The following is a 12,725-nucleotide window of genomic DNA, read 5'->3' on the forward strand; positions in this document are numbered from 1 at the left end:
ATTTGAAAAAATTGCAAAAATTATATCATCTCGCAGCGCGGGAATCAGCCGCTGTGTATGCCGTTAGGTTACAAAATTGTAAATCCGCACTGACGGACAAGGTCAACCCGGCACATCGGCATTTAACCACTCACTTTGTGCAAAACCCGTCAAACGGGCAAAGTGTTGCACCAGGCGGGGTTGCACATCAGCGGTGGTCACGCCGGGCTGAAACTGTCCCAATTGCGCCATGCGCATCCCGGCATAACCACAAGGGTTGATACGCAGGAAGGGGGCCAAATCCATCGCCACATTCAGGGCCAGACCGTGGAAAGAGCACCCCTTACGGATGCGTAAACCGAGCGAACAAATCTTCTCTTCTCCAACGTACACGCCGGGCGCATCGGGGCGGGCGTGCGCGGTGACGCCGTAATCGCCGAGAGTGGCCACTACCGTCTCCTCCAGCGCCGTCACCAACTGGCGAACGCCCAGTTTGCGACGTTTAACATCAATCAGCACATACATCACCTGCTGACCTGGCCCGTGATACGTCACCTGACCACCACGGTCGCTCTGAACCACAGGAATATCGCCGGGCATCAGCAAATGTTCGGCTTTGCCTGCCTGACCCTGAGTAAACACCGGGTTGTGCTCCACCAGCCAGACTTCATCCGGGGTGTCACTGTCGCGTTGATCGGTAAAGCGGTGCATGGCGTCAGAAATGGGTTGCCAGTCGCGCTGACCCAGTTGACGAACAAGAAGCGTATTGGCTGACAAAACGAAGTCCGGTAGAGAAGTGAGAGGCAAAGTATAACGCTGGCAAAGAACCCTTTGCCAGCGTCAGCATTACAACACCATACGTACGATATCGATATTGCCCAGTTCTTCGTACAGGGTTTCAACCTGTTCAATGTGGGTGGCGATGATGGTGATGGAAACGGAGTGATAATTGCCTTTGCTGCTCGGCTTCACATCCGGCTTGTAGTCGCCAGGCGCATGACGCTGCACCACTTCAACCACTTGATCAACCAGCTCCGGTTGCGCCAAACCCATCACTTTATAGGTAAAGGGGGTAGGGAATTCGAGCAGTTCATTCAGTTTGGTTTTCATATTGACTCCGGTGCATAAAAACAGGCTCCCGCCGGGGCGGGAGCAATAATATTAACTTATATAGGGGCAAAGTGGCGTTTTTTCAATCGCGCCTTAGCCGAACCAGTGGTGGAACATCAGTTTGATGTAATCGATGATGCGACTGATGAAACCGCCTTCCTGGACTTCGTTCAGCACCACCAGCGGGCGCTGTTCAATGGTTTTACCATCCAGCTGGAAGTTGATGCTGCCCACCACCTGGTTTTTCTGCAACGGTGCGTGCAGCTCGGTGTTGTTCAGCACGTAGCTGGCTTTCAGATCTTTCATACGGCCACGCGGAATGGTCAGATAAGCATCTTTTTCCACGCCAAGCTGGACGCGATCGCTGTTGCCGAACCATACCGGCTCGGAGGCAAACTCTTTACCGGCCTTCAACGGTGCGACGGTTTCAAAGAAACGGAAGCCCCAGGTCAGCAGCTTTTTGCTTTCGGTTTCACGGCCTTTGTAAGTATGACCTCCCATCACCGCAGAGATCAGACGCATCTGGCCTTCGGTGGCAGATGCCACCAGGTTATAACCCGCCGCATCGGTATGGCCGGTTTTGATGCCGTCAACGTTCAGGCTGGTATCCCACAGCAAGCCGTTACGGTTCAACTGACGGATGTTGTTAAAGGTGAACTCTTTTTCGTGGTAAACCGCGTATTCATCGGGTACGTCACGAATCAGCGCCTGACCAATCAGCGCCATATCGCGGGCTGAGCTGTACTGGCCGTCTGCATCCAGGCCGTGCACGGTCTGGAAGTGGGTGTTTTTCAGACCCAACGCCTGAACGTAGTTGTTCATCAGGTTAACAAACGCATCCTGGCTACCGGCGACATAATCCGCCATCGCCACGCAAGCATCGTTACCGGATTGCAACACAATACCGCGCGTCAGTTGCGAAACCGGTACGCGATCGCCCGGTTTCAGGAACATCAGTGAAGAACCTTTAAACACCGGGTTGCCGGTGGCCCAGGCATCTTTACCCACGGTGACGATGTCATCCTGATGGATTTTGCCTGCTTTTACCGCCTGACCAATGACATAGCTGGTCATCATTTTGGTCAGACTGGCCGGGTCGCGGCGTGCATCGGCGTTCTTCTCGGCCAGCACTTTGCCCGAGTTATAGTCGATCAGCACATAGGCTTCAGCATCAATGTCCGGCACGCCCGGAATCATGGTTTTAAGGTTTACATCATCCGCGAAGGCGGCATGGCTGAGAGAGAGGGCGACCAGTGATCCCACTGTCAGGCGTTTCAGAAAACGAGAAGGTTTCAGCGTATTCATGTTCAGGACTACAACATCCGTGGGTTTAGAGTGAAAAAAGTGCCTTACTATAGCAAACACCTGATCTGGCGGCATCTTGCTTTGCAAAACTGTTGTAACCAGGCATAACTATGCCTGGTGGTTATTATCACATTCCGTTACGGGAGGTGGTGATAAAAGAACTCATTTGTGCTTCGTTGCTCAGACGCTGTTGCAGCGCTGCCGCTTCGGTACGGGTTTTAAAGCCACCCAGTTGCACGCGATAAACGTTACCGTTGGCTTCTACGAACCCCTGTACGCCAAAACGGTGGCCCAGGCTGGCGGCTAATTGGTGCGCGCGGGCGGAATCATTGAGGGCGCCGACCTGCACCACATAACTGCCTGCGCTTGCCGGTGCGGATGAGGCCGCTACCGGTGCCGCGGCAGCAGGGGCTGGGGTCGGTGTTGCTACCGTCGGTTGCGGTTCGCTGCCTTCCAGCACGCCACTGGCTAGTGGCTGAGGTGCGCCAAGGAAACCGTTACTGTGAACGGGCGCACCCATGTTGTCACTGCTTTGCAGGGTGTTGTTATCGACTGCACGGACATCCTGCGCGGGCGGTGCGCTGACTGCGCTGGTGCTTCCGCCCATCATCACCGTACCGCCACCCAATTCTGGGCGAGCGGGCAAGGCGTAGCTCTGCTTCGCTACCGTCGTGCCGATGGTGCCAGGACCGGACAGCGTGCCATCCGGTGCGACATTGATATAGTCAACGCGAACGCGGGTATTGTTCGAGATGTTCAGACGGTCAGCGGCGGCGCGTGACAAGTCGATAATGCGCCCTGGGGTATATGGCCCGCGGTCATTGACGCGCACGACGATTTGACGACCATTCGCCAGGTTAGTCACACGCACGTAGCTTGGCAGTGGCAGGGTTGGATGCGCAGCGGTCATGGCGTCAGGATCAAAAGTTTCACCGATCGCAGTCCGATTGCCTTTGGCTTCATCACCGTAGGAGGTGGCTAAACCAACTTCGCTGAAGTTAGCGGGGTTTTTAACGATACGATAGCTTTTGCCATTGACGCTGTAATCCTGACTGGTCGATGGATTAATCGGTTCATAGCGTGGTTCCACCCCAGGAATTTCAACCACCGGGCCATTGTAGGCCGGTTGTGGTGGGGCGGTATTCTGCGGTTCCTCCTGGGAGGAACAGGCAGCCAATACCAATGATGCCAGAGCAATCCCAAGCCAGTCCTTACGCATGTGCAGCCTCTTAAACGCTTTTAGATAACATTTTTCGATGAGTATGGATCGACATCACAATGCCAAATCCGGCCATTAATACAATCAATGCCGATCCGCCGTAGCTGACCAGGGGCAGCGGTACGCCAACCACCGGTAAGATACCACTAACCATACCAATGTTAACGAAAACATAAACGAATAAAATCAACATCAAACCACCAGCCATCACGCGACCAAAAGTGGTTTGTGCCCGCGCAGCGATAACTAATCCGCGCATAATCAGCAGCAAATAAAGCACCAGCAGGACCAATACGCCAACCAGCCCCAATTCTTCAGCCAGGACGGCAAAAATAAAGTCGGTATGGCGTTCCGGTAAAAACTCCAGCTGTGACTGGGTGCCATGCAACCAGCCTTTACCGCGCAGTCCACCGGAGCCGATGGCAATTTTGGACTGGATAATATGGTAACCGGCCCCCAGGGGATCGCTTTCCGGATTGAGCAACATCATCACGCGTGCGCGCTGATAATCATGCATCAGGAAGAACCACAGCACCGGGATGAAGGCTGCCACCAGTACAACGGCGACGCCAATCAATTTCCAGCTCATGCCCGACAGGAACAACACGAACAAACCAGAAGCCGCGACCAGAATTGAGGTGCCGAGGTCCGGTTGCGCCGCGACCAGCAGCGTCGGGGCGAAAATCAGGATCAGCGCGATACCGGTATTCTTCAGGGTTGGGGGACACACATCGCGGTTGATAAAGCGTGCCACCATCAACGGCACCGCGATTTTGGCGATCTCCGAGGGCTGAAAACGTACCACCCCCAGATCCAACCAGCGTTGTGCCCCTTTACTGATCTGTCCAAAAGCATCTACCGCAATCAGCAGGATGACGCAAACAATATAGAGATAGGGTGCCCAACTCTCGTAAACGCGGGGGGGGACCTGGGCCAGCACAATCATGATCACCAGCCCCATGACAATCTGGCCGATTTTACGCTCCATCATGCCCGGGTCCTGACCACTGGCACTCCAGATAACGATGGCGCTGTAAGTCAGCAAGCCGAGGATCACCAGCATAAAAAGTGGGTCAATATGGATGCGCATCCAGATTGATCTTTTCTGCGGGCTATCATTCATGGACATTGTTAATCACCTTCATAACCAGGTGGCGTCGGCGCTGCTTCTGGCAGCACCGTATTGTTATCGCCTAACATAATGTGGTCGAGAATCTGGCGCATCACCGAACCGACAGCCGGGCCTGCGCCGCCATTCTCCAGAATCATGGTGACGGCTACGCGCGGTTTATCGTAAGGGGCAAAGGCGGCCATCAGTTTGTGGTCGCGCAGATGCTCAGCAATTTTGTGTGCGTTATAGGTTTCGTTCGCTTTCAGACCGAAAACCTGTGCCGTACCGGATTTAGCCGCAATCTTATACGGCGCGTCGGCAAAACTTTTATGCGCAGTGCCGTTCGGGCGATTGGCTACGCCAAACATCCCATCTTTAGCAATCTCCCAGTAGCCGGAGTGAATATCACCAATCGGCTCATCCGGGGCCTGGCGATACGGCACCATAGTGTGACCTTCACGGGTGGCACGCAGCAGATGCGGCACTTTGATCACGCCATCGTTAATCAGAATCATCAGCGCTTTATTCATCTGCACCGGCGTTGCGGTCCAGTAACCCTGACCAATGCCGACCGGGATAGTATCGCCCTGATACCAGGGTTTCTTAAAGCGCTTCAGCTTCCAATCTCGTGTCGGCATGTTACCGGGACTTTCCTGCGGCAGGTCAATACCGGTGCGATGGCCGTAGCCAAATTTGGTCATCCACTCTGACAGGCGATCGATGCCCATATCATAGGCGACCTGATAGAAGAAGGTATCGGCGGACTCTTCCAGCGCTTTGGTGACGTTAAGACGCCCGTGTCCCCATTTTTTCCAGTCACGATAACGCTTTTCCGAACCCGGCAACTGCCACCAGCCCGGGTCAAACAGGCTGGTATTGCGATTGATCACCCCGGCACTGAGCGCCGAAACCGCGACATAGGGTTTCACCGTTGAGGCTGGCGGATAAGCGGCCTGTAACGCGCGGTTGTACAGCGGGCGGTTTTCGTCATTAAGCAATGACTTGTAATCTGCGCTGGAGATGCCTTCAACAAACAGGTTCGGGTCATAGCTTGGCGTTGAAACCAGCGCCAGCAGTTCACCAGTACGTGGATCGCTGACCACAACTGCTGCTCGGCTCCCGGCCAGCAGCGTTTCGATGTACTGCTGCAATTTCAGGTCAATGGTGAGGTAGATATCTCGCCCGGCCTGCGGCGATTGTTCATGCAACTGGCGAATCACACGGCCACGGTTATTGACTTCAACTTCTTCATAGCCGGTGGTGCCGTGCAATACGTCTTCGTAATAGTTCTCGATACCTAACTTGCCTATATCGTGGGTAGCGGCATAGTTCGGCCATTTGCCTTCCTGATCGAGGCGGGCAACATCGCGGTCGTTAATTTTTGAAACATAACCGACGACATGGGTGAGCGTCTGACCATAGGGATAGTAACGGCGCTGATAGCCTTTTACTTCTACGCCAGGAAAACGATATTGGTTAACGGCAAAGCGGGCCACCTGCACATCACTGAGCGCAGTTTTTACCGGGATTGAGGTAAAACGACGTGACCGTTTCCGCTCTTTCTCAAAAGCATCGAGATCGTCATCGGTGAGGTCGAGTATCGGTCGCAGATCCTGCAACGTTTGCTTCAGGTTATCGACTTTTTCCGGCACCAGTTCAGCCTGATAAATGGTGCGGTTCAGTGCCAGGGGAACACCGTTACGATCGAAGATAATGCCGCGACTCGGTGCGACCGGTACCAACTTGATCCGGTTGTCATTGGAACGGGTACTGTAATCGGCAAAACGCAAAATTTGCAGGTGGTACAAATTGACCACCAAAATGCCTGAAAGCAGGAAGATGCCGAAAAAGGCGACTAAAGCACGTCGGACAAACAGTTTTTGTTCGGCTGTGTAATCGCGAAAGGCGTTGGTTTGTAATTTCATCCGCTGTGTTTAATATCCGGTGTGGCCTGGTGTTTATTCACGATGATAAGGATGATTGGCGGTAATGCTCCAGGCTCGGTACAGGCTTTCAGCCACCAGCACACGCACCAACGGATGCGGCAGCGTCAGTGCCGACAACGACCAGCTCTGCTCTGCCGCGGCCTTACAGGCCGGTGCCAAACCTTCTGGCCCGCCAATCAACAGGCTGACATCGCGCCCATCCTGTTTCCAGCGTTCCAGCTGCTGTGCCAGCTGTGGGGTTTCCCACGGCTGTCCGGGTATATCCAGGGTCACAATTCGGTTGCCTTTCCCTACGGCAGCCAACATCGCTTCACCTTCTTTTTCCAGAATGCGTTTGATGTCGGCATTTTTGCCGCGTTTGCCTGCTGTCACTTCTGTCAGTTCCAGCGGCATATCTTTCGGGAAACGGCGCAGATACTCGGTAAATCCGGTCTGAACCCAGTCGGGCATTTTGGTCCCGACGGCCACAAGCTGCAGTTTCACCGCTTAGCTCCAGAGCTTTTCCAGCTCATACAGCTGGCGGCTCTCTTCCTGCATAACATGCACAATCACGTCGCCGAGATCGACAACCACCCAATCGGCGGCAGCTTTCCCTTCCACGCCCAACGGCGCCAGCCCGGCAGCGCGTGACTCCTGCATCACATGGTCAGCGATGGAGGTCACATGACGGGTTGACGTGCCTGTGCAGATAATCATGCAATCGGTGATGCTGGATTTGCCCTGAACGTCGAGTGCGACGATGTCCTGGCCTTTGAGATCATCAATCTTATCAATAACGAATTCTTGGAGTGCTTTACCTTGCAAAAGGTTCCCCTCAAAACAGGTGATTACGGGCAGGCTGAATGCCCTGGAAACGCAGCCAAAATATGAAGCGGCGCAGTATAGCATGTCGCGATCGGTCGGCGAAATATAGATATATTCCGCCCATCTTTCAGGTTGTCGGAAGATACGTGGCGAATATTCTCCCGGCCCAGACAGGGCGGGAATGCCCGGCGTCAACCTGAATTATTCAAGGTATAAGCCAGCACGATCGATATAGTTGATGACCGATGCAGGCAATAAATCCGTACAGGAAACGCCCAGATGACGGCGTTGCCGAATTTCTGTGGCTGAAATGTCGAAAAGCGGCGTATCGGCCAGCCAGATATGGCCAGCCGGAAGACGATGCAGTTGTTGCACATCGCGGGCGAGATGCTGATCCAGCCACTGTTGCATCTCAGGGGTGTCCATCTGCGTCGCATAGCCAGGACGCTTGCACACCAGCAAATGACACAGCGACAACAAGTCCTGCCAGCGGTGCCATTTGGATAACGTTAGCAGAGAATCCTGACCGATGATAAATCCGAGAGGCTGCTGCGCTCCACGTTCCGCACGTAATGCTTCCAGCGTTGCCACTGTCCATGACGGTGTGTCGCGTTCCAGTTCGCGCGTATCAATGTCAAACAAGGGTCGGTCAGCGATTGCACAGCGTAACATTTCAACACGTTGCCGGGCGCTGGCTTGTGGTTGTGGGCGATGGGGGGGAACATTGTTCGGCAGCAGGGTGACTTTTTTCAGGCCGATCTGCTGCGCCAGCGCTTCAACCGGATGCAGATGCCCAAAGTGGATCGGATCAAAGGTGCCGCCAAACAGGGCATAAAGTTCAGACATCAGCAAAACTCATCGGGAAATCGCGGTGACACAGCAGCAGGGATAAGGTTTCCAGCTGCGGCCACAGATTTTGACCGTAATCCTGTTTCATCGACAGCTCAATCTCCGCCAGCAGATGAATAGCACGTTGCAGACGGCGCGCATCCAGCCGTTGTAACGCCTCCATAAACAACGCCCGCCGATTCTGCCAGATACGCTGTTGATCCATCAGGGTACGCAACGCTTGTTGCGCCTGATGGCGTTGCAAATGCAGCAACGTCAGCAGATCTCGTTGCAGACTGCGCAGCAGGATCACCACTTCGCTGTCTTCTTTCTCCAGCTGATGCAGGATGTGCAGGGCGCGTTTACTTTTGCCAGCCAGCAGCGCATCTACCCAGTGAAACGGGGTAAAGTGTGCGGCATCGTTCACTGCTTCTTCCACGCGAGGCAGCGTCAGCTTGCCATCCGGCCATAATAACGACAGCCGTTCCAGTGCCTGCGCCAGTGCCAGCAGATTGCCTTCATAACAGTAGCAAAGCAGTTGGATGGCGGCGTCGTCCACCTGAAGCTTCATCGCTTTAGCGCGATTCATCACCCAACGCGGCAACTGGGCCTGCTCGGGCGTCTGGCAGGGCACCAGCACTGCCTGAGCGCTCAGGGCTTTAAACCAGGCGCTGTTTTCCTGCGCTTTAGTCAGTTTTGCCATACGCAGCACCAGCAAAATATCGCTGTGCAACAGGCTGGCAAGTTTGACCAACTGTTCGGCCATCGCCGCATTCGGGCCATTATCCGGGAACAGCAGAGTTAAAGTCTGGCGTTGGGTAAACAGGCTGAGTGACTGACAGCTGGCGAACAAATCGTCCCAACTGGTGTGCGCATCCAGCGCCACGCTGAAATGCTCTTCAAATCCCTGAGTCGTCGACGCCGCTCGAATGGCGTCGGCGCTCTCCTGAATCAGTAGCGGTTCATTGCCGGTGAGAAAATAACAGGCGCGCAGCCCCTCACGGAGCTGTGCGCTGAGTTGTTCAGGATAGATCCTGATCATTGCAGACTGGTAGCTGACGAGGAGGGCACTTCCGGTGATTCTCCAGGGACAATGACCTCAGGTTCTGGCAGCGTGTCTTTTTGGCTTTCCTGTGCGGCATGCACCACCAGCAGCTTACGTACCAGTTGCTCGGCTGCACGTTGACGCATCTCCTGCACGATCTTGTCCTGCTCGGCATCCTTCGCCAGTGCGGCATTCGGGTTGTCGAAGAACGAACGATACACCGTGGTGCTGATCGGGTAGATCCCTTTGCCTGGCAGCAATACCTGCGCGGTGACGGTCATCACCAGCGAGTATTCCGCGGTGGTCCCGCTAATGAACACCGATGCGGTATCACGGCCCTGGCGTTCTGCACCCAGACGTAGCGTCGGAATAGTGGCGCGTGCATCTTTGGTGTCATCAACAATGCGCACATTATTCAGACGCAACTGCTGACGAACGGTTCGAGCCAGTGGACCATAGGGATCGCCGGTAGAGACGATCAACGTTTTCATTTCCGCGGGTATTTGTGTCGTACCACGCGGATGAAAACCACAGCCAGCGGTGATCATCACCGCCAGCAGGACAAACAGCCTGATAATCAGTTGTCGCACAGTTCCTCCTGAACTTAACCCACGACCAGGTTAAGCAGTTTGCCGGGGACATAAATCACTTTACGAATGGTGACGCCTTCCAGATATTTCGCCACCAGATGCTCCTGCGCGGCACGCGCCTGCACCTGCTCCTGGGTGGCATCGGGCGCAACGGTGATTTTGCCGCGCACTTTGCCGTTAACCTGAACCACCACCAGCAGTGAGTCTTCAACCATAGCTGCTTCGTCAGCGACCGGCCAGCTGGCGTCGTCGATAGTCCCTTCACCGCCCAGCGCTTCCCACAGGGCATAGCTGGTGTGCGGTGTGAACGGGTACAGCAGACGCGTGACAGCCACCAACGCTTCCTGCAACAAGGCGCGATCCTGATCGCTCTCCTGCGGTGCGCGGATCAGTTTGTTCATCAGCTCCATGATCGCTGCAATCGCGGTGTTGAAGGTCTGACGACGGCCAATATCATCCGCCACTTTGGCGATGGTTTTGTGCAGATCGCGACGCAGCGCTTTCTGATCGTCGTTCAGGCTGTTCACATCCAGCGCAACGGTGGCACCTTTTGCGACGTGATCCCAGGCCAGTTTCCAGACACGTTTCAGGAAGCGGTTTGCGCCTTCCACGCCTGATTCCTGCCACTCCAGCGTCATTTCTGCCGGGGAAGCAAACATCATAAACAGACGTACGGTATCTGCACCGTAACGTTCTACCATCAACTGCGGGTCGATACCGTTGTTTTTCGACTTCGACATTTTGCTCATGCCAGCGTAAATCACTTCGCGGCCCTGATTGTCGATAGCTTTTACGATGCGACCTTTCTCATCGCGCTCGACGTTGACGTCAACCGGAGAAACCCAGTTACGCTCGCCGTTGGCACCCACGTAGTAGAAGGCATCTGCCAGCACCATGCCCTGACACAGCAGGCGTTTGGCTGGCTCGTCAGAGTTCACCAGGCCCGCATCACGCAGCAGCTTGTGATAGAAGCGGAAGTACATCAGGTGCATGATGGCGTGTTCGATACCGCCAACATACTGATCGACCGGCAGCCAGTAGTTAGCAGCAGCCGGGTCCAGCATACCTTCGTTGTAGTTGGCACAGGTGTAACGCGCGTAGTACCAGGATGACTCCATGAAGGTGTCAAAAGTATCGGTTTCACGCAGCGCAGGTTGGCCGTTTACGGTGGTTTTCGCCCACTCAGGATCCGCTTTGATTGGGCTGGTAATGCCGTCCATCACTACGTCTTCTGGCAGGATCACCGGCAATTGATCTTCCGGGGTTGGCATCACGGTGCCATCTTCCAGCGTGACCATCGGGATCGGCGCACCCCAGTAACGCTGACGGGAAACACCCCAGTCGCGCAGACGGTAGTTAACTTTGCGCACGCCAACGCCTTTGGCGGTCAGCGCATCGGCGATGGCGTTGAAGCCTGCCTGATGGTCGAGCCCGTCATATTCGCCGGAGTTAAACAGCGTGCCTTTTTCGGTCATTGCGGCTGCACTCAGGTCGGGTGCCGTACCATCGAGGTTCAGAATAACCGGCTTGATTGACAGGTCGTATTTGGTGGCGAATTCCCAGTCGCGCTGGTCATGGCCCGGAACTGCCATCACCGCACCGGTGCCATACTCCATCAGGACGAAGTTGGCGACCCACACCGGGATCTCTTCGCCGGTCAGCGGATGGATGGCATGCAGGCCGGTGGCCATACCTTTTTTCTCCATCGTCGCCATATCGGCTTCTGCCACTTTGGTGTTGCGGCATTCGTCAATGAAGTCCACCAGTGCCGGGTTGCTGGTTGCAGCCTGCTGCGCCAAAGGATGGCCTGCGGCAACGGCTACGTAAGTCGCCCCCATAAAGGTGTCCGGGCGAGTGGTGTAGACCGTCACTTTTTCGTCGCTGTTTGCAACGTTGAAAGTGATCTCCACGCCTTCTGAGCGGCCAATCCAGTTGCGCTGCATGGTTTTGACCTGTTCCGGCCAATCTTCCAGCTTGTCGAGGTCGTTCAGCAGTTCTTCAGCATAGTCAGTGATTTTGACAAACCATTGTGGAATCTCTTTACGCTCCACTTTGGTGTCACAACGCCAGCAGCAGCCGTCAATGACCTGCTCGTTCGCCAGAACGGTCTGGTCATTTGGGCACCAGTTAACCGCCGAGGTCTTTTTATAAACCAGGCCTTTTTCGTACAGCTTGGTGAAGAACCATTGTTCCCAGCGATAATATTCCGGCTGGCAGGTTGCCAGTTCACGGCTCCAGTCATAGCCAAAACCCAGCAGTTTGAGCTGGTTTTTCATGTACTGGATGTTGTCGTACGTCCAGGGGGCAGGGGCGGTGTTATTTTTGACTGCCGCACCTTCGGCGGGCAGACCAAATGCATCCCAGCCAATGGGTTGCAGCACGTTTTTGCCCAGCAGACGCTGATAACGGGCAATCACATCACCGATGGTGTAGTTACGCACATGGCCCATGTGCAGGCGGCCGGAAGGATAGGGCAGCATAGAGAGGCAGTAGTATTTCTCTTTGCCTTCCTGCTCGGTCACTTTAAAGGTTTCATTTTCGTCCCAGTGCTGCTGGACGCGGGATTCTATCTCTTCCGGGCGGTATTGCTCTTGCATGGCTGCCTGTGGTCCTTAATGAATATCGCTCTAAGCGTACTTTTAGATCCGCATAGCATACCCATAAGGCTGCCCCTCAACAACACTTCGCGCCTTTGCCCGCGCGATTTCTACTGAATGCGCCGCCACATTCACCCTTTTGTGATTTCCTCAACGCGTGCACTTGCCAGTGACTAAACTTAATCAGGGCA

General features: G+C 54.8%; 12 protein-coding genes. All 12 read right to left on the minus strand.

The genetic code is table 11. The annotated features are described in order from the left end of the window. Positions 1–102 precede the first annotated feature (102 nt). Positions 103–756, minus strand: coding sequence for a lipoyl(octanoyl) transferase LipB (gene lipB, locus L579_RS00585; RefSeq protein ID WP_021182363.1), 654 nt, complete (start codon positions 754–756; stop codon positions 103–105). 69 nt (positions 757–825) lie between these two features. Further along, positions 826–1,089, minus strand: coding sequence for a DUF493 family protein YbeD (gene ybeD, locus L579_RS00590; RefSeq protein WP_013508247.1), 264 nt, complete (start codon positions 1,087–1,089; stop codon positions 826–828). A gap of 93 nt (positions 1,090–1,182) precedes the next feature. Further along, a complete protein-coding gene (dacA, locus tag L579_RS00595) occupies positions 1,183–2,394 on the minus strand; it encodes a D-alanyl-D-alanine carboxypeptidase DacA (RefSeq protein ID WP_021182364.1) in 1,212 nt (403 codons plus the stop codon). A 127-nt stretch (positions 2,395–2,521) separates the two neighbouring features. Beyond that, on the minus strand, positions 2,522–3,613 hold the full coding sequence (gene rlpA / locus L579_RS00600) for an endolytic peptidoglycan transglycosylase RlpA (protein ID WP_021182365.1): 1,092 nt from the start codon (positions 3,611–3,613) through the stop codon (positions 2,522–2,524). 10 nt (positions 3,614–3,623) lie between these two features. Beyond that, a complete protein-coding gene (gene mrdB / locus L579_RS00605) occupies positions 3,624–4,736 on the minus strand; it encodes a peptidoglycan glycosyltransferase MrdB (protein WP_036624753.1) in 1,113 nt (370 codons plus the stop codon). An 8-nt stretch (positions 4,737–4,744) separates the two neighbouring features. Then, the gene (gene mrdA, locus L579_RS00610; RefSeq protein ID WP_021182367.1) at positions 4,745–6,649 is read right to left on the minus strand and encodes a peptidoglycan DD-transpeptidase MrdA; all 1,905 of its coding nucleotides are present in this window, start codon (positions 6,647–6,649) and stop codon (positions 4,745–4,747) included. 33 nt (positions 6,650–6,682) lie between these two features. Further along, the gene (rlmH, locus tag L579_RS00615) at positions 6,683–7,153 is read right to left on the minus strand and encodes a 23S rRNA (pseudouridine(1915)-N(3))-methyltransferase RlmH (protein ID WP_013508252.1); all 471 of its coding nucleotides are present in this window, start codon (positions 7,151–7,153) and stop codon (positions 6,683–6,685) included. A 3-nt stretch (positions 7,154–7,156) separates the two neighbouring features. Beyond that, positions 7,157–7,474, minus strand: coding sequence for a ribosome silencing factor (gene rsfS / locus L579_RS00620; RefSeq protein WP_036624423.1), 318 nt, complete (start codon positions 7,472–7,474; stop codon positions 7,157–7,159). Positions 7,475–7,675: 201 nt separating this feature from the next. Next, positions 7,676–8,320: a nicotinate-nucleotide adenylyltransferase gene (nadD, locus tag L579_RS00625; protein ID WP_021182370.1), complete on the minus strand. Its 645-nt coding sequence runs from the start codon at positions 8,318–8,320 to the stop codon at positions 7,676–7,678. Continuing rightward, positions 8,313–9,344, minus strand: a complete 1,032-nt coding sequence (gene holA, locus L579_RS00630) for a DNA polymerase III subunit delta (protein WP_021182371.1) — start codon at positions 9,342–9,344, stop codon at positions 8,313–8,315. The genes nadD and holA overlap by 8 nt, the downstream gene beginning before the upstream one ends. After that, the gene (gene lptE / locus L579_RS00635; protein WP_021182372.1) at positions 9,341–9,937 is read right to left on the minus strand and encodes an LPS assembly lipoprotein LptE; all 597 of its coding nucleotides are present in this window, start codon (positions 9,935–9,937) and stop codon (positions 9,341–9,343) included. The genes holA and lptE overlap by 4 nt, the downstream gene beginning before the upstream one ends. 14 nt (positions 9,938–9,951) lie before the next feature. Continuing rightward, positions 9,952–12,534 carry a leucine--tRNA ligase gene (leuS, locus tag L579_RS00640; protein WP_021182373.1) on the minus strand — a complete coding sequence of 861 codons (2,583 nt, stop codon included), beginning with the start codon at positions 12,532–12,534 and terminating at the stop codon, positions 9,952–9,954. Positions 12,535–12,725 lie beyond the last annotated feature (191 nt).

Source organism: Pantoea sp. AS-PWVM4 (genome assembly GCF_000468095.1).
GTDB lineage: Bacteria > Pseudomonadota > Gammaproteobacteria > Enterobacterales > Enterobacteriaceae > Pantoea > Pantoea phytobeneficialis.

Bases quoted from the DNA above. Each gene is read 5' to 3' on its own strand.
- leuS (WP_021182373.1), bottom strand. From the start codon at position 12,534: ATGCAAGAGCAATACCGCCCGGAAGAGATAGAATCCCGCGTCCAGCAG.
- holA (WP_021182371.1), bottom strand. From the start codon at position 9,344: ATGATCAGGATCTATCCTGAACAACTCAGCGCACAGCTCCGTGAGGGG.
- dacA (WP_021182364.1), bottom strand. From the start codon at position 2,394: ATGAATACGCTGAAACCTTCTCGTTTTCTGAAACGCCTGACAGTGGGA.
- rlpA (WP_021182365.1), bottom strand. From the start codon at position 3,613: ATGCGTAAGGACTGGCTTGGGATTGCTCTGGCATCATTGGTATTGGCT.
- mrdA (WP_021182367.1), bottom strand. From the start codon at position 6,649: ATGAAATTACAAACCAACGCCTTTCGCGATTACACAGCCGAACAAAAA.
- ybeD (WP_013508247.1), bottom strand. From the start codon at position 1,089: ATGAAAACCAAACTGAATGAACTGCTCGAATTCCCTACCCCCTTTACC.
- mrdB (WP_036624753.1), bottom strand. From the start codon at position 4,736: ATGAATGATAGCCCGCAGAAAAGATCAATCTGGATGCGCATCCATATT.
- nadD (WP_021182370.1), bottom strand. From the start codon at position 8,320: ATGTCTGAACTTTATGCCCTGTTTGGCGGCACCTTTGATCCGATCCAC.